18 protein-coding genes are annotated in these 20,988 nt (G+C 61.4%); 11 read left to right on the forward strand and 7 right to left on the reverse strand.

Annotated features, from left to right (window positions below; translation table 11 throughout):
• Positions 1-38: 38 nt before the first annotated feature.
• Positions 39-836, reverse strand: a complete 798-nt coding sequence (gene murI, locus KVY02_RS12390; RefSeq protein ID WP_218313603.1) for a glutamate racemase — start codon at positions 834-836, stop codon at positions 39-41.
• A gap of 149 nt (positions 837-985) precedes the next feature.
• The gene (locus KVY02_RS12395; protein WP_081195609.1) at positions 986-1,531 is read right to left on the reverse strand and encodes a hemerythrin domain-containing protein; all 546 of its coding nucleotides are present in this window, start codon (positions 1,529-1,531) and stop codon (positions 986-988) included.
• Positions 1,532-1,768: 237 nt separating this feature from the next.
• Here KVY02_RS12395 and KVY02_RS12400 point away from each other — a divergent pair, with 237 nt between their 5' ends.
• The gene (locus KVY02_RS12400; RefSeq protein WP_218313604.1) at positions 1,769-3,103 is read left to right on the forward strand and encodes a replication-associated recombination protein A; all 1,335 of its coding nucleotides are present in this window, start codon (positions 1,769-1,771) and stop codon (positions 3,101-3,103) included.
• Positions 3,104-3,165: 62 nt separating this feature from the next.
• Here the strand turns inward: KVY02_RS12400 and lolA are convergent, their stop codons facing one another.
• Both lolA and KVY02_RS12410 read right to left on the reverse strand, forming a co-directional pair.
• Positions 3,166-3,819: an outer membrane lipoprotein chaperone LolA gene (gene lolA, locus KVY02_RS12405; protein ID WP_218313605.1), complete on the reverse strand. Its 654-nt coding sequence runs from the start codon at positions 3,817-3,819 to the stop codon at positions 3,166-3,168.
• A gap of 149 nt (positions 3,820-3,968) precedes the next feature.
• Positions 3,969-7,178, reverse strand: a complete 3,210-nt coding sequence (locus KVY02_RS12410; protein ID WP_218313606.1) for a DNA translocase FtsK — start codon at positions 7,176-7,178, stop codon at positions 3,969-3,971.
• A 118-nt stretch (positions 7,179-7,296) separates the two neighbouring features.
• On the opposite strand from KVY02_RS12410, the gene aat reads away from it, so the two are divergent.
• From aat to infA, 3 genes are all read left to right on the forward strand, one after another.
• The gene (aat, locus tag KVY02_RS12415; protein WP_081137501.1) at positions 7,297-8,046 is read left to right on the forward strand and encodes a leucyl/phenylalanyl-tRNA--protein transferase; all 750 of its coding nucleotides are present in this window, start codon (positions 7,297-7,299) and stop codon (positions 8,044-8,046) included.
• Between the two features lie 31 nt (positions 8,047-8,077).
• Positions 8,078-8,812: an arginyltransferase gene (locus KVY02_RS12420; protein ID WP_039176223.1), complete on the forward strand. Its 735-nt coding sequence runs from the start codon at positions 8,078-8,080 to the stop codon at positions 8,810-8,812.
• Positions 8,813-8,950: 138 nt separating this feature from the next.
• Positions 8,951-9,169, forward strand: coding sequence for a translation initiation factor IF-1 (gene infA, locus KVY02_RS12425; RefSeq protein ID WP_007111068.1), 219 nt, complete (start codon positions 8,951-8,953; stop codon positions 9,167-9,169).
• A 198-nt stretch (positions 9,170-9,367) separates the two neighbouring features.
• Here infA and clpA read toward each other — a convergent pair whose 3' ends face one another.
• From clpA to KVY02_RS12440, 3 genes are all read right to left on the reverse strand, one after another.
• Positions 9,368-11,644 (reverse strand): ATP-dependent Clp protease ATP-binding subunit ClpA, encoded by a 2,277-nt coding sequence (clpA, locus tag KVY02_RS12430; protein WP_218313607.1) that lies wholly within the window; start codon positions 11,642-11,644, stop codon positions 9,368-9,370.
• 155 nt (positions 11,645-11,799) lie between these two features.
• Entirely contained in the window at positions 11,800-12,123 is a 324-nt protein-coding gene (gene clpS, locus KVY02_RS12435; RefSeq protein WP_371317426.1) for an ATP-dependent Clp protease adapter ClpS, read from the reverse strand.
• A gap of 281 nt (positions 12,124-12,404) precedes the next feature.
• Complete coding sequence (locus KVY02_RS12440; RefSeq protein ID WP_100731189.1) at positions 12,405-14,639, reverse strand: NADP-dependent isocitrate dehydrogenase; 2,235 nt, start codon at positions 14,637-14,639, stop codon at positions 12,405-12,407.
• A gap of 240 nt (positions 14,640-14,879) precedes the next feature.
• On the opposite strand from KVY02_RS12440, the gene KVY02_RS12445 reads away from it, so the two are divergent.
• From KVY02_RS12445 to KVY02_RS12475, 7 genes are all read left to right on the forward strand, one after another.
• Positions 14,880-15,482: a pseudouridine synthase gene (locus KVY02_RS12445; protein WP_026001784.1), complete on the forward strand. Its 603-nt coding sequence runs from the start codon at positions 14,880-14,882 to the stop codon at positions 15,480-15,482.
• Positions 15,479-15,925: an NUDIX domain-containing protein gene (locus KVY02_RS12450; RefSeq protein WP_218313608.1), complete on the forward strand. Its 447-nt coding sequence runs from the start codon at positions 15,479-15,481 to the stop codon at positions 15,923-15,925. The genes KVY02_RS12445 and KVY02_RS12450 overlap by 4 nt, the downstream gene beginning before the upstream one ends.
• Positions 15,926-15,998: 73 nt before the next feature.
• Positions 15,999-17,156 (forward strand): tRNA 2-thiouridine(34) synthase MnmA, encoded by a 1,158-nt coding sequence (gene mnmA, locus KVY02_RS12455; RefSeq protein WP_218313609.1) that lies wholly within the window; start codon positions 15,999-16,001, stop codon positions 17,154-17,156.
• On the forward strand, positions 17,153-17,791 hold the full coding sequence (gene hflD / locus KVY02_RS12460; protein WP_218313610.1) for a high frequency lysogenization protein HflD: 639 nt from the start codon (positions 17,153-17,155) through the stop codon (positions 17,789-17,791). The genes mnmA and hflD overlap by 4 nt, the downstream gene beginning before the upstream one ends.
• A 94-nt stretch (positions 17,792-17,885) precedes the next feature.
• The gene (purB, locus tag KVY02_RS12465; protein WP_218313611.1) at positions 17,886-19,271 is read left to right on the forward strand and encodes an adenylosuccinate lyase; all 1,386 of its coding nucleotides are present in this window, start codon (positions 17,886-17,888) and stop codon (positions 19,269-19,271) included.
• Positions 19,272-19,319: 48 nt separating this feature from the next.
• A complete protein-coding gene (locus KVY02_RS12470; RefSeq protein ID WP_081195598.1) occupies positions 19,320-20,498 on the forward strand; it encodes a cupin domain-containing protein in 1,179 nt (392 codons plus the stop codon).
• A gap of 3 nt (positions 20,499-20,501) precedes the next feature.
• A complete protein-coding gene (locus tag KVY02_RS12475) occupies positions 20,502-20,927 on the forward strand; it encodes a GNAT family N-acetyltransferase (RefSeq protein WP_081137491.1) in 426 nt (141 codons plus the stop codon).
• Positions 20,928-20,988 lie beyond the last annotated feature (61 nt).

Genomic DNA, 20,988 nt, shown 5'->3' on the forward strand with positions numbered 1-20,988 from the left:
TTGACTGGAAAATTGAACTTAGCGGCAGCGGCTCACCGTTAATCAGCGTCGGGCAGCGCGAGCAGCTGGGGGGCACTGAAACCGTACCGCGCCATGCCATCGGCCAGGGCAGCAGCGGGCGCCGTGGTAAAACAACGGCCATCCGGCACGCTGCTGATCAGCGTGGCGGCTACCTGTCCAACGCGCCGCGCGATGGCGTCTCCAGAGTCCACCCAGGCCAGCGGTACGGGGGAGAGTGACACCAGCAGCGGCTGCAGCAACGGAAAGTGCGTGCACCCCAATACCACGGTATCCAGGGCAGGGGTCGCCTGGGTCGCCTCCCAAAGCGGGGCTAACGCCTGCTGAATATGAGCGGCGTTCAGCGGCTTTCCCGCCAACCAGGCTTCGGCTTCCACTACCAGCGGGTCTGCTGCCAGCCGCGTGACGCGGCAGTCGCTGGCGAAGCTTTCGATCAATCCTTGGGTGTAAGGGCGGTTGACCGTGGCCGAGGTAGCCAGCAGGCCAATATGGCGCGTCGTGCTGACCTGCGCGGCGGGCTTGATGGCGGGCACCGTACCAATCACCGGCACCGACAGCGCCTGACGCAGCGCTTCCAGCGCCAGCGTGCTGGCCGTGTTACACGCCACCACCAGCACGCTGGCCTGGCAGGCGGCCACGGCGGCCTGGCAAACGTCCACGATACGCTTGGCCAGTACCACGTCATCGCGCAGACCGTAAGGAAGCCAGGCATTATCGCAGGCGTAACACAGCGAGGCGTGGGGGTAGTGCTGACGCAGCGACTGAGCCACGGAGAGCCCACCCACCCCCGAGTCGAATACCAGTACGGGGCCGGGCATCAGTGGTTACCCAGCCGATCAATCGATATTGGGGATACGTTGCCCACCCTGCGCTGCCCTCTTTGCATGAACGTTTGCATAGATATTGATCAAAACGGGGCGCTAGTTTAACACGCCCCGTGCAGCGCTGAAGGGGGAGACCGCGGGAATTACAGCGAGGGCACCTCGGCACCGCGCAACTCGGCGTAAAGCTCAGGATAGGCCAGCTGTAAACGCTCGAGTTCTTTCTCCGCACCTTCCGGCAGCGCCTGGCGCAGCTCTTCCAGCTCCTCGGACGTGAAGTGCTGGTCGATCAGGGGGAATAGCCCTTCCCGCTCGTGGCGCAGATAGGCGCGGTGCGCTTCCAGATACGACTTCAGGTCGTCCGCGAAACGGTCCATGGGTAGAATGTTGTCCATGAGAATCATATCGATATCATGGGACAGGCGCATCAAGCGAGGCTTTAGCTCACGGTAGTCATCGGCCATTTGGGTCATCAGCGGCTGATGCTCCGTCGCTTGCGCTTGCAGCCGCTCGACGCAGATTCGTTCGAGAGGCGCGGCAAAACCGTCCATGTAAGACAAGATGTAGTCGACCACTTCACGCATTAGTTGAAAGTCAGGCCGCTCTCCTTCGGCCAGCGTTTTATGCTTGAGCTGAAGCACATGCAGCATGCGCGCCATATTGGCATGATCCAGACGCAGTTGGTTTAACATCTTGCCGTCTCCTTTGATAAGTATCGTACCCCGTGCTTCCCCTACCGAAACCAGGGTACGCGACCATGATCAGGGTTCTACTACACTAGCGTTAATCCTTGTCTTGCGCCTGGGGATTTGGCCAACCAATGCAGAACTTCCCAGTTACGCCCAAAGGTAGCCTGACGTAGCGCTACTTACCACAGACACTTGTTAAGCATTGAATGTTCAACGTAACGATTTACAACGGAAGTTGCCATGGACCTTTTTGACGCCCAACCCGCCGAGGAGGCGCCGCTTGCCTATCGCATGCGCCCTCTAACCCTCAACGAATACGTTGGCCAGCAGGCGCTGGTGGGGCCAGACAAGCCGCTGCGCCGCATGGCCGAATCGGGTGTCGTTCGCTCGATGATTCTCTGGGGCCCCCCCGGCGTGGGCAAGACCACCCTGGCCGAACTGCTGGCCCGCGCCTCCGAAACGCACCTGGAGCATTTGAGTGCCGTGATGGCCGGGGTCAAGGAAATTCGGCTGGTGGTCGAGGGCGCCCGCCAGCGTCAGACACCCACGTTGCTGTTTCTGGATGAGATTCATCGGCTCAACAAGAGCCAGCAGGACGCGCTGTTGCCCCACGTGGAGTCAGGGCTGCTGACCCTGATCGGCGCGACCACGGAAAACCCCTCCTTCGAGGTGAATTCGGCGCTGCTTTCCCGCGCTCGGGTCTACGTGCTCAAGGCGCTCTCTCAGCAAGAGCTGATACAGGTGATGCAGCAGGCCCTCGACAGCGATAGCCGAGGGCTCGGCAAACGGCGCATTCAGGTGGAATCGGGGGTGCTGGAAGCGTTGGCCCACGCCAGCGCTGGCGATGCCCGACGGGCTCTGGGGCTGCTGGAGACGGCCTGCGACTTCACCGACGCCGTCGAAGGCCGTGAAGTGCTGCGTAAGGCGGTGCTGGCCGACGTGGTGGGCCACCAGGCTAGCGCCTTCGACAAACAGGGGGATGCCTACTACGACCTGCTGTCGGCCATTCACAAGTCGGTTCGCTCATCGCGCCCGGACGCCGCCCTGCTGTACATGGCGCGCTTTCTTCAGGGAGGCGGCGATCCGCTGGATATCGTGCGCCGTTTGACGGCCATTGCCTCGGAAGATGTGGGCAATGCCGATCCACGAGCACTGCCACTGGTGATCGCCGCCTGGGATGCCTACCTGCGGCTGGGTGATTACGAAGGCCAGCGCGCCATTGCCCATGCCGCCATTCACCTGGCAGTGGCCCCCAAGAGCAACCGGATCGACCAGGCCTGGAAAAGTGCTCGACAGTTCGTGGCACAGCAGCCTCAGCTGGAAGTCCCCAGCTACCTGCGTAACGCCCCGACCAAGCTCATGGAGCAATTGGGCCATGGGCAAGGTTACCGTTACGCCCATCACGAGCCCCACGGCTACCCGGCGGGCAGCGCACACGATTGCTGGCCAGACAAAGTACCAGCAGCCCGTTTTTACGAACCCAGTGAGCTGGGTCAGGAGAAACGCTTTGCCGAGATCATGGCATGGAGAAAACAGCAGGACCAACAAGCAGATCAGGCACCCGAAGGTGCCTGATCAAGAGATGCTAATACAGAGATGCCAAGCGGAAAGAACGTTTTAAACAGAAAGCACGCTGCCTACCACTCTTCGCGAATGACGTCGGTGCCTTCTGGAATGTCGAAGTCGAACAGGCTGCGGTCGATGTTGCCATTGCGGGTGATACCGCTGAAGGTGATCGAAGTACGCTGCCCGGTGCTGTCCATCATCCACAGTTCGGTCAGGGTTTGTTGGTCAAACACCATGCTGAGCTCTTCGAACAGCGTATCGGCAGAGGTGGGAATCAGGGTAAAGACATCATCGCCATCCTGCTGCTCGTAGAACACATCGTAGCTGGCCGTCAGCTCGGTGGCACTTCCGGAAAGCAGTAGCGCCGGCGTGTGCGTGACACGGTCATCCATGGCCTGAACGGTGACCTGCTCCAGGTCCGGGTCGTACAGGTAAACGTCTTCCCCATCGGACACGACGGTTTGCGAATAAGGAGCGTCGACTTCCCAGCGCAGCAAGCCAGGACGTGACAGCCACATTTCGCCATGAGCACTTTGCAGGCGCTGGCCGCTGCCATCGAGAATCCGCTGCTCGAAGCTGGCATGGTAGTTCTCGAGAGGGTCGAGACGCTCGGTGAGGCGTTCGGCCGCTTCGTTGGCCCAGGCCATGGGTGCGGCAAAGGTAAGCCCCAGTGCGCTAGCAGCCAATGCCAATGCAGGCGAGCGACGTTGAGTAGGTTCGCGCATAGTGATTCTCCCTAGGCAGTCATTGCCAAAAGCGGATGAGGCACGGAGCAAGCGCTGCTCCTGATGCCATTCAGACGCGAAAAACGCCGCAGGGTTGCACCTGCGGCGCGACTTTCACGCTTGTTGCATGATTGACGAATACCGATGGCTCAATGGCCCACCGGCGGCGGCGCCAGCACCTCGCGGGAACCGTTGCCCCCCATGGAGGAGACCACGCCTGCCCCTTCCATGGCTTCCACCAGGCGTGCCGCGCGGTTGTAGCCAATCTTGAAACGGCGCTGAACCGCCGAGATGGACGCCTTGCGCGTTTCCGTGACGAACTGGACCGCCTCATCGTACAGCGCATCCTGCTCGGCATCGTCACCCTCTACGCCTTCGGCTTCGAGGCCCGTCAGCGCATCGGCTGAAACACCGCCCGAGAGAATCTCGTCGATGTACTCCGGCTCACCGCGGCGCTTCCAGTCATCGACGACCCGGTGCACTTCATCATCATCCACGAACGCGCCATGGACCCGGTTGGGCGGGCCCGACCCGGCCGGCAGGTAGAGCATATCGCCATGCCCCAGCAGACTCTCTGCACCGCCCTGGTCGAGAATGGTGCGCGAGTCGATCCGTGACGAGACCTGGAACGCCATCCGTGAGGGAATATTGGCCTTGATCAAGCCCGTCACCACATCCACCGAAGGGCGCTGGGTGGCCAGAATCAGGTGAATACCGGCCGCCCGGGCTTTCTGGGCCAGTCGGGCAATCAGCTCCTCCACCTTCTTGCCCACGATCATGAACATGTCGGCGAATTCGTCGATGACCACTACGATATAGGGCAGTTTTTCCAGTATCGGCGGTGTCTGGTGCATCTCCCAGGGCTCCGGCTCCCACAGGGGGTCCGCCACCTGGGCACCGGCGCGGGCGGCCTCCTCCAGCCGACCATTGAAGCCCGCAATGTTGCGCACTCCCATGGCAGCCATCAGCTTGTAACGACGCTCCATTTCCGCCACGCACCAACGCAGGCTGTTGGCGGCCTCTTTCATGTCCGTCACCACGGGGGCCAGCAGATGCGGGATGCCATCGTATACCGACAGCTCCAGCATCTTGGGGTCGACCATGATCAGCTTCAGCTCGTCAGGCTTGGCCTTCAGCAGCATCGAGATCAGCATCGCATTGACCCCGACTGACTTACCCGACCCCGTGGTACCGGCCACCAGCAGATGCGGCATCTTGCCCAGGTTGGCGACCACGGGCCCGCCACCGATGTCCTGGCCCAAGGCCATGGTCAGCGGTGAGCTCTCCTGCTGGTAGCGATCGGAGTCGATCACTTCGCGCAGCCGAATCATGGCCCGATGAGGGTTGGGTATTTCGATACCGACCGTAGGACGGCCCGGAATGACCTCGACCACGCGCACGCTTTTCACCATCAGCGAACGCGCTAGGTCCTTGGCCAGGTTACTGATCTTGGAGACCTTCACCCCGGCGGCTGGCTTGATTTCGAAACGCGTGATGACAGGCCCAGGCCAAGTGTCCACCACTTCTGCCTTGACCCCGTATTCACGCAGCCGGACTTCCAGCAGTTCGGCCATGTCCGCCAGCTGCTCGTCGGTATAGTTGGGCTGATGGGGCTCCGGTGGGGTCAGCAGTTGCAGACTGGGCACCTCCCCCTCGGGCTCATCCTGGGTCTCGAAACTGGGTCGCTGACTCTGCAAATGCTCGACGGTCCACAGCGTAGGGCCGTTATCGGGCTCTGCCTGCGGCGGCGTATCTGCCGCCAGGGTTGGCTCATGGCGTGGCCCTGCCGCCACCGGTGCTGGGCTGACAGGCAGCTCTTCGTCATCCTCGTCCCATACCGGCTCGGGCACGACCTCGGGCACCCGCTCGCGGCGTGGCTCTGCCGCCAAGCGCACCGGGGTCGGTTCAGCCGGTGTCGATGCAGCCAGATGTTCGGGAACGACGGCCAGCGGCACCTCCTGGCGTGTCTCATCGGCCGGGTCGCGGGCGCTCAGCGACGTGGGCGCGGCCAGCGCGGCATCGTCTTCTCGGGAGGCCCTCAGCGGCGCCTCCTCAGACACTGGTTCATCGGCCACTGATTCATCGAGAGCAGGCTCATCGACCACCGGTTCATCGACTGTCGGCTCGTCAATCTTTGAGTCGGGCGCTGTCGGCTGCGACGCGGCAGACGGCGTCTCCGTGGCGGAAAACGACATCATTGGTTCACGCGACGGCTCGACCGGCTCCTTGACGAACGCCCGGGCAGGTACTGCAACCTCGGGAGCGCTCTCTTCCTGCACGGGCGCAGCAGGCGCCTGTGCAGCTGGCTCGGGGCTCGGAGCCGATGAGGCACTCGACGGTGCGGCATGGCGCTCGCTCAGTACGGCCGCTGCCTCCCAGGGGATAGAGGTATCGCTATCGGGAGCCGTTGCCGTAAAACTGGGTTCGCGGCGCTCACGACGCGGAGCAGGTGAGCGCTCGCTTACTTCGTCATCGCCACGGCGGGCTGAAATGGGTGTACTGCTTCCCTGAGGTTCGGGCGTGGCATAGAAGGCATCGTCCGGGTCGGGCTCTGGGTCGGTGCTGGTATCGCTGGGCTCGACCCAGGAGCGCTTTTTCACCTTGCTGGCCGCCGCTTTTCCCGCCGCGCGAACGGCTGCACGTTCGGCACGCTTTTCGCGGCTTTTGGCACGACGCGCACTGAACCAGCCGCCCACTCGGCAGAGCCTGCGCCCTACCTCATCGGCCACTTGCAGCCAGGAAGTACCGCTGAACAGCGGAAAACCAATCAGAATCAACGCCGCAGCAATCAAGCCCACCCCACCGCTGCCCACCAGCGGCTTCAGCGTCCCCACCAACCCTTCTCCCAGAATTCCTCCAGAAGCGTAAGGCAAAATACTGTTGGGATGATAAAAATGCAGTGCACCCAGCGTGGTGGTGCCAAACATCAGCAGCACGAGGCCACCCGCCCGCACGGCAATGGCCACCGGGTCCAGCTCGAAACGCACCTGGCGTGAGCGCATCAACCACCAGGCCGAATAGCCAAACATGGCAGGCCACCATAGAGCGCTGGCCCCCAACAGTGAATAGAGCACGTCGGCCAGCCAGGCGCCGACCGGGCCCATCCAGTTACGTACCTGCGTCTCAGGCCCCTGGTAAGACCAGCCCGGATCTGCCGGGTGATAGCTAAACAGTGATAACAGCAAGAAGACGCAGACGGCCAACATCACCACCACGACGCCTTCACGGGCCGAGCCCTGCAGGCGCAGGCCGAACCGGTGCGCCTTGTCCTTTGCCGCCGTGACACGCGTCGATGAACGAGATGGTGACTGGCGCGCGTTACGCTGCGTTCGCTTGTCTACCGTCTTATTTACTTTCAAGCGATTCTCCCTTTACACCACACTGGTGTCTTTAATCCACTTGCGAGTTGGCATCATACCGAGCATCCTTCCGCCGTCACAGCGCTTCTAATCAAGCTACATGTCACAGGAGCAAGCGATGCTACCCTGGCTCTCTTCGCCAACCCCTTTTTTCCCGTCGACCGAGCAGGCATTGGCGTCGCCCAACGGCCTGCTGGCTGCCGGTGGAGAGCTTACCCCAGCGTGGCTGGTCGAGGCTTACCGAAAGGGTATTTTTCCCTGGTACAGCGATGACGACCCCATTTTGTGGTGGAGCCCGGACCCACGCATGGTGTTATTGCCTGCACAGTTTAAGCTACGTCGCAGCTTAGCTAAACGCCTGCGCCATGGTGGCTTCAGTGTGACCCTGGATCAACACTTTTTAGCCGTGCTGGATGCCTGCGCGGCGCCGCGCCGGGGCGAACCCGGCACCTGGATCACCGCCGAGATGCGCCACGCGTATCACACCCTACATACTCTGGGCATCGCCCATAGCATCGAAGTGCATCAGGCGGGGAATTTGGTGGGTGGCCTGTATGGCCTGGCCATGGGGCCGGTGTTCTTCGGCGAATCCATGTTCTCGCGCGTGCCCGATGGTTCCAAGATCGCTCTCGCCCATCTGGCATATGCCATGCAGTCCCACGGCGGCCAGCTGATCGACTGCCAGATGCACACCCCCCACTTGGCCAGCCTGGGCGCAACAACTGTCGCTCGCCGCACATTCATCAACTATCTTGAACAGTGGTTACCGGAAAAAACATTCTGCTTACCCTCAACCCCTGATCAGACGCCTGTCGTGCCCGCCTCGCTCTGGCTTGATGCGCTGCCGAATGCCATCGAGGCGAGATGATGGCGTCACTATCCACTCAAGGAGGCAAGCCGTGAGTAGTAACGCTCCTCGCCGCCCCGTGCGGGATCTGCGCTTCTTCCTGACCGTTCCTCATGCCTGCAGCTACCTTCCCGACAAGGAAGCGACCACGCTATTTCTCGACCCGCAAGAGTCGCCTGTCCCCGGGGTATACGACTCGCTATCTCTGCTAGGGTTTCGTCGCAGCGGGCGACACTTGTACCGCCCACACTGCGAAGGCTGCAATGCATGTCGTTCGGTGCGCATTCCCGTCAACGGCTTCAAGCCCAACCGCACCCAGCGCAAGGTTTGGCAACGTAATACGGATATCACGGTGCGCGTCATGCCTGCCCACTTCGACCCCGGCCACTACGCGCTGTACGCCGATTATATTCGGCTACGCCATGCCGACGGTGATATGTACCCGCCCAGCCGTGACCAGTACCGTACTTTCCTGACGCTGCAGGAGCCCTACGCCCATCTGATGGAGCTGCGCCTCGAGGATGAGCTGGTGGCCGTGGCCGCCTTCGACCAACTGGAGCACGGGCTGTCGGCCATTTACACGTTTTTCAAAGTGGACGACGCGCTGGAAAAACGTTCGCTGGGTACCTACGCCATCCTGCAGCTCATCGCGCTTTGCGAAAGCAGACAGTTGCCGCACCTTTACCTGGGCTACTGGATAGAGGAGTGCCGCAAGATGCGCTATAAGCAGGCGTTTTCACCCATCGAGGTGCTGGACGGGCGCCATTGGCGGCCTTTAATTCGTTAAACAGGCCAGCTTTTTTGCCTTGACGCCAGGCTTACGGCACAATATAGCGCTGTTGCTGAGCGCATCGGACCTTTGCCGATGCGCGACAAGTGAATATTTGACCAACCACGACGTAAAAAAAGTGAGGATCTGCCTAATATGGCACGCGAAGATCATATTGAAATGGAAGGCGTTATTGTCGATACCCTTCCCAACACCATGTTCCGTGTTGAGCTGGAAAACGGCCATGTGGTCACTGCCCACATCTCTGGCAAGATGCGTAAAAACTACATCCGCATCCTGACCGGCGACAAGGTCAAGGTCGAACTGACGCCCTACGACCTCTCCAAAGGCCGCATCGTTTATCGCTCACGCTAACCGCCTGCAGGCAACGCAGTTTCTTGCCTGCGCTTTACCCCCCTGCCTTTCTCTGCAGGCTGTACCGCACTTACCGTACTGCCACGGTAGCGCCGTATAGTGCCGTACTGCATCGCGCTTTAGCGTATTGTACCGCTCGCTAAAAACGACAACGCCCCGTCGAAGACAGGGCGCTGCGTGTCGTAGGAACCGCGCCCGTCAGGGCGCGTCCGCCATCTCCGTCTCGGTGGAGAGATGCAGCTCCCCCTCCTCCAGACTGACATGTACGATGCCTCCCTGCTCGGCCAACTCGCCAAACAGGATCATCTCGGCCAACGGCTTCTTGAGCTTCTCCTGAATCAAGCGAGCCATTGGACGGGCACCCATGTCCGGGTCATAGCCTTTCTCTGCCAGCCAGTCGCGAGCGATATCGTCCACGTCCAGCTGCACACGCTTCTCGTCCAACTGCGCCTGTAGCTCGATCAGGAACTTGTCGACGACGTTGCGTACCACCAAGGTCGGCAAAGCATGGAACTGAATGATGCCGTCCAGGCGGTTGCGGAACTCGGGTGAGAAAGTACGGCGGATGACCTCCATGGCATCGGTGGAGTGATCCTGACTCTGGAAGCCAATGGAGCGCCGTGACGCCTGCTCGGCCCCTGCGTTGGACGTCATGATCAGAATGACATGGCGGAAATCGGCTTCGCGCCCGTTGTTGTCGGTGAGGCGACCGTGATCCATGACCTGCAGCAGCAGGTTGAAGACTTCAGGGTGCGCCTTTTCGATCTCATCGAGCAGCAGCACGCAGTGCGGCTGTTTGGTGACGGCCTCGGTCAACAAGCCTCCCTGGTCGTACCCCACGTAGCCGGGAGGTGCGCCAATCAGACGCGACACCGTATGGCGCTCCATGTACTCGGACATGTCGAAGCGTACCAGCTCGATCCCCATGATGTGCGCCAGCTGCTTGGCCACCTCCGTCTTGCCCACGCCGGTCGGGCCAGCGAACAGGAAGCTGCCCACCGGTTTGTCAGGAGATTTCAGCCCGGCGCGCGACAGCTTGATGGCTGCCGACAGCGTATCGATGGCTTCGTCCTGGCCGAAGACCAGCATTTTCAGGTCGCGATCCAGCTTCTCGAGCAGCTTGCGATCCGAACTCGACACGCTCTTGGGCGGTATGCGGGCAATCGACGCCACCACGGCTTCGACCTGCTCCACATCGATGGTTTTGGCGCGCACTTCCGGCGGCAGCATGCGCTGGTGCGCACCGGCCTCGTCGATGACATCAATGGCCTTGTCGGGCAGATGACGATCATTGATGTAGCGATCCGCCAGACGAGCGGCACTCTCCAGCGCACCGTCGGTGTACTTCAGCTCATGATGCTCTTCGAAGCGCGAACGCAGCCCCTTGAGAATCTTGATGGTATCTTCCACCGAGGGCGCCAGCACATCGACCTTCTGGAAGCGACGCGCCAGGGCACGGTCTTTTTCGAAGATGCCGCGGAACTCCTGGAAGGTGGTCGAACCGATGCAGCGCAGTTCGCCCGACGAGAGCAGCGGCTTCAACAGGTTGGAGGCATCCATGACGCCACCGGACGCTGCCCCTGCACCAATGACCGTGTGAATCTCATCGATGAACAGAATGGCATTGGGCTGCTTGCGAAGCTCGCCCAGCAGGCTCTTCAAGCGTTTTTCGAAGTCGCCGCGGTATTTGGTGCCGGCCAGCAGCGCGCCCATGTCGAGGGAGTAGACGACGGCATCGGCGATCACGTCCGGTACGTCTTCTTCGACGATACGCTTGGCCAGCCCTTCGGCAATGGCCGTCTTGCCCACGCCCGCCTCACCCACCAGCAGCGGGTTGTTCTTGCGACGACGGGCCAGAATCTGCACGACGCGCTCGAGCTCGTGGTCACGACCGATCAGCGGATCGATCTTGCCCTGGCGCGCCTGCTCGTTGAGGTTGGTGGCATAGCCGGTCAGCGGATGCGCAGCCCCTTCGGCACTGCCCTCCTCGACATCATCGCTCTCTTGTGAAGAAGGTGATGACGATGGACCGTGACCCGACACTTTGGAAATGCCGTGGGCGATGTAGTTAACGGCATCCACCCGAGCAACGCTCTGCTGCTTGAGGAAATAGACCGCCTGGCTCTCCTGCTCGGAGAAGATCGCCACCAGCACGTTGGCGCCGCTCACTTCGCTCTTGCCCGAGGATTGGACGTGGAATACGGCACGCTGCAGCACACGCTGGAAGCCTAGCGTAGGCTGCGTTTCGCGGTCGCCCTGCCCTTCCGGGATCAGCGGCGTGGTCGAGTTGATAAAATCCTGCAGATCGGACCGCAGCTTGTCGAGGTTTGCCCCGCACGCCTTCAGCACATCGACCGCGGAGGCATTGTCCAGCAGTGCCAGGAGCAGATGTTCGACGGTCATGAATTCGTGGCGCTTCGAGCGAGCCACGGTGAAGGCCGTGTTCAGGGTCAGTTCAAGTTCTTTGCTCAGCATGGCAGTCCCCTTTTCGCTACTACCTAGGGCATGTTGCCACCTAGGGCTTGCGTCGGATCAGTTTAATCGACCGGCACTTTCAACATCGGGTACAAATGGCGTGGTTGCAAGCCCCAAGGCTACTTTTTTTCAACGCTGCATGCGGTGCAGCATGATCAATCCGCAGCCTCGATGTCGCTCATCAGCGGGTGCTCGCACTCACGGGCATACTCATTCACCTGATAACTCTTCGTTTCTGCAATGTCGCGGGTAAAGATGCCGCAGGTTGCCTTCCCCTGGGTATGCACCGCCAACATCACTTGTACGGCTTTTTCATTATCCATATTGAAAAAGCCCTGCAGTATTTCGACGACGAACTCCATCGGCGTGTAGTCGTCATTATGCAGCACCACCTTGTACAGAGGCGGCTGGGCCAGCGCAGGCTCGGCGGGCTGTACGGCCAGATCATCTTCATACTCGGGCATACCGGGACGCGTCATGCCTGCATGCAGAGTCGCTGTCACGTCCAGACGTTGTGTATTAGGCATAAGTCACATGCATCATCTTCTTGCTGCTGACAGTCAGGGCCTTGGATCAATTCAAAGACAAGGCTTTTACAGTCCAGGCTTCTACAGACTGTACACCCATGTATAAGACGCCTGCCATCAACAAGGGTTCATGAAAGGTAAAAAATTATCATACAGGAGAGAGTAAAAAACCCTCGCCCGCAAGGCGGGCGAGGGATCGATCAGCCGTTGAAGCGCGACGGCTCAGCGCATGATCAGCCCTTGGCCACCATGGCCAGCGCGTCGTTGAGAGTCTTGCTCGGACGCATGGCCTGGCTGGCCAGCTCACCGTTGGGGTGGAAGTATCCCTGGATATCCACCGGCTGCCCCTGCACGCTGTTCAGCTCATCGACGATGGCGCTCTCGTTGGCTTGCAGCGTCTCGGCCAGACGGCCAAACAGGGATTTCAGTTCGGCGTCCTGATCCTGAGCGGCCAGCGCTTCTGCCCAGTACATTGCCAGGTAGAAGTGGCTGCCACGGTTATCCAGCTCGCCCACTTTACGCGATGGCGACTTGTTGCTGTCAAGGAACTTGCCGTTGGCCTCGTCCAGCGCCTTGGCCAGCAGAGACGCACGGGCGTTGCCGAAGGTGCTGCCCAGGTGCTCCAGCGAGGCAGCCAGCGCCAGGAACTCGCCCAGCGAGTCCCAACGCAGGTGGTTCTCTTCCAGGAACTGCTGAACGTGCTTCGGTGCAGAGCCGCCCGCGCCGGTCTCGAACAGACCGCCGCCGTTCATCAGCGGCACGATAGAGAGCATCTTGGCGCTGGTACCCAGCTCCATGATCGGGAACAGGTCGGTGAGGTAGTCGCGCAGCACGTTACCGGTGACGGAGATGGTGTCTTCGCCCTTGCGGATACGCTCCAGGGAAACCTTCATGGCATCGACCGGCGCCAGGATACGGATATCCAGACCCGCCGTGTCGTGCTCTTTCAGGTAGGCCTCGACCTTCTTGATCAGCTGCGCATCGTGAGCGCGGTTGGCGTCCAGCCAGAACAGTGCCGGAGCACCGCTGGCGCGGGCACGGGTAACGGCCAGCTTGACCCAGTCCTGAATCGGCGCGTCCTTGGTCTGGCACATGCGCCAGATATCACCGGCTTCCACGCTGTGGCTGAACAGCGTCTGGCCTGCGTCGTCGGTCACTACCACGGTGCCATCAGCAGGCATCTGGAAGGTCTTGTCGTGGGAGCCGTACTCTTCGGCTTTCTGGGCCATCAGACCCACGTTGGGCACGCTACCCATGGTGGTGGGGTCGAAGGCGCCGTGCTGCTTGCAGTCCTCGATCACCGCCTGGTAGATGGTGGCGTAGCAGCGGTCCGGGATGACTGCCTTGGCATCCTGCAGCTCGTCGTTGGCATTCCACATCTTGCCGGAATCGCGGATCATCGCTGGCATGGAAGCATCGATGATGACGTCGCTGGGCACGTGCAGGTTAGTGATGCCTTTATGGGAGTTGACCATGGCCATGGCCGGACGCTGCTGGTAGAGCGCATCCACGTCGGCCTTGATGGCCTCCTGCTGGTCGCTGGGCAGCTTCTCGATGGCGCTGTACAGGTCACCGATACCGCTGTTCGGGTTGAAACCTGCGCTCTTCAGCGCTTCGGCATGCTTCTCCAGCACGTCCTTGTAGAACTCTTCGACCACGATGCCGAACATGATCGGGTCGGACACCTTCATCATGGTGGCCTTCAGGTGCAGCGAGAACAGCACACCGCTTTGCTGGGCATCGCTGATCTGGCTGGCGATGAAGCTGCGCAGACGACGGCTGCTCATGCTGGCAGCATCGATGACTTCGCCTGCTTTTACCGCCAGCCCCTCTTTCAGCACGACGCTGCCGCCATCCTTCTGCTGCAGTTCGATCTTCAGCGTGCCTGCTTTTTCCATGACCGCCGACTGTTCGCTGCCGTAGAAATCGCCTTCGCTCATGTGAGCGACGTGGGATTTGGAGTCGGCGCTCCAGGCACCCATGCGATGCGGGTACTTGCGGGCGTAGTTCTTGACCGACTTCGGCGCACGGCGGTCAGAGTTGCCTTCACGCAGCACCGGGTTGACGGCGCTGCCCTTGGCCTTGTCGTAACGCGCCTTGATGGAGGCTTCTTCGTCGTTCTTGGGCTCTTCAGGATACTCGGGCAGCGGGTAGCCCTGGCTCTGCAGCTCTTTGATGGTCGCTTTCAGCTGCGGGCCAGACGCACTGATATTGGGCAGCTTGATGATGTTGGCTTCCGGCGTGGTGGCCAGTTGGCCCAGCTCTGCCAGGTCATCGCTGACCCGCTGTTCGTCGCTCAACACGTCCGGGAACTGCGCCAGCACACGCGCCGCCAGAGAGATATCACGGGTTTCTACTTCGACACCGGCCGAGTCGGTGAAGGCATCAATAATCGGTAACAAGGAGTAGGTAGCGAGCGCAGGAGCTTCATCGGTGAGCGTATAAATGATCTTCGGCGTTTTAGACATTTTGCGTTAACCTCTTCTTTTCAGTCGCTGTGATTATAAAAAACCCTGAGCTACGCGGCTCATACAACGAATAGCCTTGCCGCGAAGCGGGTGGAGCATCCTGTATGCGCTGCCCCTTATGGTCACTCGGTGGTAAAACGACGCCGGTACATCTCAAACGGCTGCGCCGGAGTATACCAGCGCTGCACGGTAATCGCATGAGCGATTGTCGACAAATCAACTGACCCGCTATTCGAGACCATGAGCACGCTATATTTACTGCACAAGCCTTACCGAATGCTTTCCCAATTTACCGACCGGGAGGGCCGCGCCACCCTGGCCGATGTGATCAGCGTGCCCGGGGTCTACGCCGCAGGTCGGCTGGATTACGACTCCGAAGGCCTGCTGCTGCTCAGCGATGATGGTGCCTTGATTCACCGTATTGCCCATCCTCGCCACAAGCAGCCCAAGACCTACTGGGTACAGCTGGAAGGCCAGCTCACCGATGACGCCCTTCACGGGTTGCGCTCCGGGCTGATGCTCAAGGATGGCCCAACGCTACCCGCCAAGGCGCGGCGCATAGCGCCCCCCGACCTGCCAGAGCGAACCCCCGCCGTCGACCCCAAGCGCCACCCGGTGACCAGCTGGCTGGAGCTAACCATCAGCGAAGGCCGCAACCGCCAGGTACGCCGCATGACGGCAGAGGTAGGCTTCCCTACCCTGCGCCTGATTCGCGCGGCCATTGGCCCTTGGCGATTGGAGGGGCTGGCGCCCGGCGAGTGGCGCAAGGAGACCCTCCACGCGCCGCGTCAGGCACCGGCGAAAACGGCGCGCACCCGCCCAACTCGGAGAAAGCCGCGATGAGCCGCCCGATCATTCGCAGCACGGTGGCCTGCGTGGTTCGTGAGGGGGAGCGCTTCCTGATGGTCGAAGAGGACAAGGGTGGCCCGCTGACGCTGTTCAACCAGCCCGCGGGCCATATCGAACTGGGTGAAGGCCCGATGGCCGCGATGCTGCGCGAAGTTCGGGAAGAGACCGCCTGGCACGTTTCACTCACCGGCTACCTGGGCCTCTACGTGCTGCATACCGAACAGGGCGATACCTTTCACAGCCACGGCTTCGTGGCCACGCCGCTCCGCTCGCTCGGCACACCGCTGGATAACGACATCCTGGCCACCCACTGGTTGACCCGCGCCGAGATCGCCGCGCTGGCCAGCGAGCGTCGGCTGCGCAGCCCGCTGGTGCTGCAGCGTATCGACGATGCCCTGGCAGGTCGCCACTACCCGCTGGACGTGATCCACGAGTGAAGCACTCGAAGCATCCGGCTCCCATCGTGTATAATCGCCGCCCACTTGCATACCACTTCAACTGAGGATGCCCATGACATCCACCCATGGCACCGCTACCCAGGCCACCCCCGACACCGCCGCTCACGCCACTGGCAAGGTCATCGTGGGCATGTCGGGAGGCGTCGATTCATCCGTCTCGGCTCTGCTGCTGCTTCAGCAAGGGTACGAAGTCGAAGGCCTGTTCATGAAGAACTGGGATGAAGACGACGGCACCGAATACTGCACTGCCAAGGAAGACCTGGCCGACGCAGAAGCGGTCTGTGCCAAGCTGGGCATCAAACTGCATACGGCCAACTTCGCCGCCGAATATTGGGACAACGTGTTCGAGCATTTCCTGGCCGAATACAAGGCGGGGCGCACTCCCAATCCGGATATCCTGTGTAACCGAGAAATCAAGTTCAAGGTGTTCCTGGAGTACGCCGAAATGCTCGGCGCCGACAAGATCGCGACCGGCCACTACGTGCGCCAGGGCGAGCGCGCAGGTCGACCACGGCTGCTCAAGGGGCTGGATGCCAACAAGGATCAGAGCTATTTCCTGCACGCCGTACCGGAAGCGGCCATTGCCCGTACGCTGTTCCCCGTCGGCGAGCTGGAGAAACCCGCCGTGCGCGCCCTGGCCGAACAACACGACCTGGTGACGGCCAGGAAAAAGGACTCCACCGGTATCTGCTTCATCGGTGAGCGTCGCTTTCGTGATTTCCTGCAGCAGTACCTGCCCGCTCAGCCAGGCACCATCGAAACGCCGGAAGGCGATGTAATTGGCCAACATATGGGGTTGATGTACTACACCCTCGGCCAGCGCCAGGGCCTCGGAATTGGCGGGCTAGCCAACTACCCTGAAGACCCCTGGTACGTGGCAGGCAAGGACCTGACGCGCAACGTGCTGATCGCCGTGCAAGGTAAGCAGCACGCCCTGCTGTATACCAATGCGCTGGCCACCGAAGCGATGGACTGGGTAGCAAGCGAGCCACCTGCCCAGCAAGGCCGGTTTACCGCCAAGACGCGCTACCGTCAGAGTGACTGCCCCTGCGAGATCCGCGCCCAGGCCGACGGCAGCGTCGAAGTCATCTTCGATGACCCGCAGTGGGCCGTGACGCCCGGCCAATCGCTGGTGCTCTACGACAACGACATCTGTCTGGGCGGCGGCGTAATTCGCGCCACCTGGAACACCACGGAGGCCGCGGCATGAGCGCCACCCCCATTCATCGCGCTCCCGACTCTCCGGCAGCGCGCCAGGCCCTGGCTCTGGCCGGGGTCTTTCAGGCCGCCAGTCTGGTGGACGAACTGGCCCGTACCGGGCAGGTAGACACCCGCGCCTGGGACACGCTGATCCATGCCACGGTGGATACCAACCCCGAAAGCTTCGAAGCCATTTACGGCGGACACCCCAACAACCTGCGCCGGGGGCTCGAAACGCTGGAAGCTCTGGTAGGCCGCAAGCAGGCCAATCCGGTGGTGCTGCGCTACGGCTTTTCGCTGCTGCTGTTGATGAACAAGTTGCGTAACGACACGGCCATGATGGACCTGCTGGGCCAGAAACTCTCCCACGTGCAGGGGCAGGCAGAGCACTTCGGCACGACCCACGAAAACGTGATTGCCAGCCTGGGGGAAACCTATCAGGAAACCCTCTCCACGCTAAAGACCCGCATCGTGGTACAGGGTGACCCCTCGCTTTTGCAGACCCGCATGATGCCCGAACGCGTACGCGCCTGTCTCATGGCCGGTATCCGCTTTGCGCTGCTGTGGCACCAGCAGGGTGGCCGACGCTGGAAACTGGTGTTTCAGCGCAAGGCCTTGCGCCGCGCTCTGGATGAGCTGGGGTAGACGCACGCTGCCTCGCCAGCCTGACGCCCCCGACCACTGATGTTCGACCACCGACTCTCGATCACTGACTCTCGACCAACCTGGAAACCAAGCCATGCAACTCTCAGCCTTGACCGCTCTTTCCCCTGTTGACGGCCGCTACGGCGCCAAAGCCGCAGCGCTGCGTGAACACTTCAGCGAATTCGGTTTGATCCGTGCCCGCGTGATCGTGGAAGTGCGCTGGCTGCAGCGCCTTGCAGAGCACAGCCAAATCGTCGAAGTACCGCCGCTTTCGGCAGCCGCCACGGCCTTCCTGGAGCAGTTGATTCGTGAGTTTTCAGTGGCCGATGCCGAACGCATCAAGGAGATCGAGCGCACCACCAATCACGACGTCAAGGCGGTCGAATACTTCCTCAAGGAGAAGATTGCCGATCAGGCCGAGCTGCATGCGGTCACCGAATTCATCCACTTTGCCTGCACCTCCGAGGACATCAACAACCTCTCCTACGGGGTCATGCTGGCCGATGGCCTGAAAGCCATGCTGCCTACCCTGCATGAAGTGGCCGATGAAATCGGCAAGCTGGCCATCGCCCACGCTGGCCAGCCCATGCTGTCGCGCACCCACGGTCAGACGGCGAGCCCCACCACGCTGGGCAAGGAAATGGCCAACGTGGCCTACCGCCTCAAGCGCCAGCTCAAACAGATCGAAAGCGTCGAGATTCTGGGCAAGATCAACGGCGCCGTGGGCAACTACAACGCTCACCTGACCACCTACCCGGATATCGACTGGGAAGCCAATGCGCGCACGTTCGTGGAAGGGCTGGGACTGAGCTTCAACCCCTACACCACACAGATCGAACCCCACGACTACATTGCCGAGCTGTTCGACTCCCTGTGCCGCTACAACACCATCCTGATCGATTTCGATCGTGACGTGTGGGGCTACATTTCGTTGGGCTACTTCAAGCAGCGTACCGTCGAGGGCGAAATCGGCTCCTCCACCATGCCGCACAAGGTCAACCCCATCGACTTCGAAAACTCCGAAGGCAACCTGGGCCTGGCCAACGCCATCCTCAGCCATCTGGCCCAGAAGCTGCCGATTTCCCGCTGGCAGCGCGACCTGACCGACTCCACGGTGCTGCGCAACCTCGGCGTCGGCCTGGCCTACGGTTTGATTGGCTACCACGCCAGCCTGAAAGGCATCAGCAAGCTGGAAGCCAACCCGGCCAGACTCGCCGAAGACCTGAACAACAGCTGGGAAGTGCTGGCCGAACCCATTCAGACCGTCATGCGTCGTTACGGCATCGAGAAGCCCTACGAGAAGCTCAAGGAGCTGACCCGCGGCAAGCAGATCGACCAGGCAGGCTTTGCAGCCTTCATCGACACCCTGGCACTGCCCGACGATGTGAAACAAGAGCTGAAATCTCTTTCGCCAGCCAGCTATATTGGTAATGCGAAGGCGCAGGCCGAAGCCCTTCCGCAACGGCTGGCGGCCCTATAAACGCACGCCGTTTCGATCCGTGCCGCTCACTCACTTCAGGATAACGCCATGAGTCATCACGATAAGCCACTCACCCTGCTGGGTGATTTAACACCCGCCGACTTCTTGGCCCACTACTGGCAGCAGAAGCCCCTGCTGATTCGTGGCGCTATCCCGGACTTCGTCAGCCCCATCGACCCCGATGAGCTGGCAGGCTTGGCCTGCGAGCCGGGCGTGGAAGCGCGGCTGGTGGAAGAGAACGGCCCTGACGGCCCCTGGCAGGTATCCCACGGCCCCTTCGATGACGCTACCTTCGAGCGCCTCCCCGAAGGCCACTGGAGCCTGCTGGTGCAAGCCGTCGACCACTACGTGCCCTCCATTGCTGCGCTGATGGACGAGTTCGACTTCCTGCCCCGCTGGCGCATGGACGATATCATGGTGAGCTACGCGCCCCCCGGCGGCAGCGTCGGCCCGCACATCGACCAGTACGATGTGTTCCTGCTGCAGGCCCGCGGCCATCGCCGCTGGCAGCTGGGCGGCAAGCAGCCGGACAACGCGCCGATCGTACAGGGCATCGACCTGCGTATTCTGGAAACCTTCGAGATCGAACCCGACTCCGACTGGACCCTGGCACCGGGCGACATGCTCTACCTGCCGCCGGGCTGGGCGCATCACGGGGTCAGCCAGACCGACGACTGCATGACCATTTCAGTGGGTTTTCGCGCTCCCTCGGCCGACGAAGCCATCACCTCCTACGCCGACTACGTGGGCGAGCAGATGTCGGAATCCCAGCGTTACAGCGATGCGGGCATGGCACCGGCCCAACATCAGAGCGAGCTGGACGACGCCGCCATCGAGCGTATGCGTCAGTTCATCCTCTCGACGCTGGACAAACCCGAGCAGATAGCCCAGTGGTTTGGCCGCGTCATGACTCAGCCCAAGTACGTCGACCAGCTGATGCCGCTGGACGAGCCGCTGGACGAAGCCGCGCTTGTTGCTCAGCTACAACAGGGCGAGCCGCTGTTCCATATGCCGGGCTCGCGCTTTGCCTGGCGCAGCGATGCCTCCGGCACCACACTGTTCGTGGATGGCGACGGACACGCCTGCTCGGAAGCGCTGGCCAAGCGGGTCGCCGACCCGGAGCCCATGTACGACGAGGTGCTGGAACTGGACGGTGCGGCAGCGCTGCTCACGCAGCTGATCAATAGCGGCAGCCTGGGCTTCATGGGTGAAGACGACGAGGAGTAAGGCGTGAACACAGCCACCACCGTGCAACAAGGCGACTGGCGTGAACTGGGCGACGCGGCGTCGTTGATTCGCCGCGTGGTCTTCATCGATGAGCAGCAGGTTCCTCAGGAAGAGGAGTGGGATGGCCGGGATGGCGAATGCCTGCACTTCCTCGCCACGCTGAATGACGAGCCGGTGGGTACCGCGCGCCTGCTGCCCGACGGCCATATTGGTCGCGTAGCGGTGTTGAGTAGCGCACGGGGCGCGGGCATTGGCTATCGACTCATGGAGGCTGCCATCGCCGCTGCCCGCGAGGCAGGCCATCGCCACGCGGCCCTCAGCGCCCAGCTACACGCCCTCGCCTTCTATGAGCGTTTAGGCTTCGTAGCCCATGGCGAGGTCTTCATGGATGCCGGCATCCCCCACCGCGAAATGACCCTGGTGCTGTAACCCGCCATCAGGCCATCGAACACGCGTTATAGCGCCGCTGAGACAGCGGCGCTTTTTTTTA

This window comes from Halomonas sp. 18071143 (assembly GCF_019211725.1).
GTDB lineage: Bacteria > Pseudomonadota > Gammaproteobacteria > Pseudomonadales > Halomonadaceae > Vreelandella > Vreelandella stevensii.

Excerpts from the sequence above, each read along its gene's own strand:
- infA (WP_007111068.1), top strand. The coding sequence starts at position 8,951 with ATGGCACGCGAAGATCATATTGAAATGGAAGGCGTTATTGTCGATACC.
- aat (WP_081137501.1), top strand. The coding sequence starts at position 7,297 with ATGCTACCCTGGCTCTCTTCGCCAACCCCTTTTTTCCCGTCGACCGAG.
- KVY02_RS12470 (WP_081195598.1), top strand. The coding sequence starts at position 19,320 with ATGAGTCATCACGATAAGCCACTCACCCTGCTGGGTGATTTAACACCC.
- KVY02_RS12440 (WP_100731189.1), bottom strand. The coding sequence starts at position 14,639 with ATGTCTAAAACGCCGAAGATCATTTATACGCTCACCGATGAAGCTCCT.
- hflD (WP_218313610.1), top strand. The coding sequence starts at position 17,153 with ATGAGCGCCACCCCCATTCATCGCGCTCCCGACTCTCCGGCAGCGCGC.
- KVY02_RS12445 (WP_026001784.1), top strand. The coding sequence starts at position 14,880 with ATGAGCACGCTATATTTACTGCACAAGCCTTACCGAATGCTTTCCCAA.
- clpS (WP_371317426.1), bottom strand. The coding sequence starts at position 12,123 with ATGACGCGTCCCGGTATGCCCGAGTATGAAGATGATCTGGCCGTACAG.
- mnmA (WP_218313609.1), top strand. The coding sequence starts at position 15,999 with ATGACATCCACCCATGGCACCGCTACCCAGGCCACCCCCGACACCGCC.
- lolA (WP_218313605.1), bottom strand. The coding sequence starts at position 3,819 with ATGCGCGAACCTACTCAACGTCGCTCGCCTGCATTGGCATTGGCTGCT.
- clpA (WP_218313607.1), bottom strand. The coding sequence starts at position 11,644 with ATGCTGAGCAAAGAACTTGAACTGACCCTGAACACGGCCTTCACCGTG.
- KVY02_RS12395 (WP_081195609.1), bottom strand. The coding sequence starts at position 1,531 with ATGTTAAACCAACTGCGTCTGGATCATGCCAATATGGCGCGCATGCTG.
- murI (WP_218313603.1), bottom strand. The coding sequence starts at position 836 with ATGCCCGGCCCCGTACTGGTATTCGACTCGGGGGTGGGTGGGCTCTCC.
- KVY02_RS12400 (WP_218313604.1), top strand. The coding sequence starts at position 1,769 with ATGGACCTTTTTGACGCCCAACCCGCCGAGGAGGCGCCGCTTGCCTAT.
- KVY02_RS12450 (WP_218313608.1), top strand. The coding sequence starts at position 15,479 with ATGAGCCGCCCGATCATTCGCAGCACGGTGGCCTGCGTGGTTCGTGAG.
- purB (WP_218313611.1), top strand. The coding sequence starts at position 17,886 with ATGCAACTCTCAGCCTTGACCGCTCTTTCCCCTGTTGACGGCCGCTAC.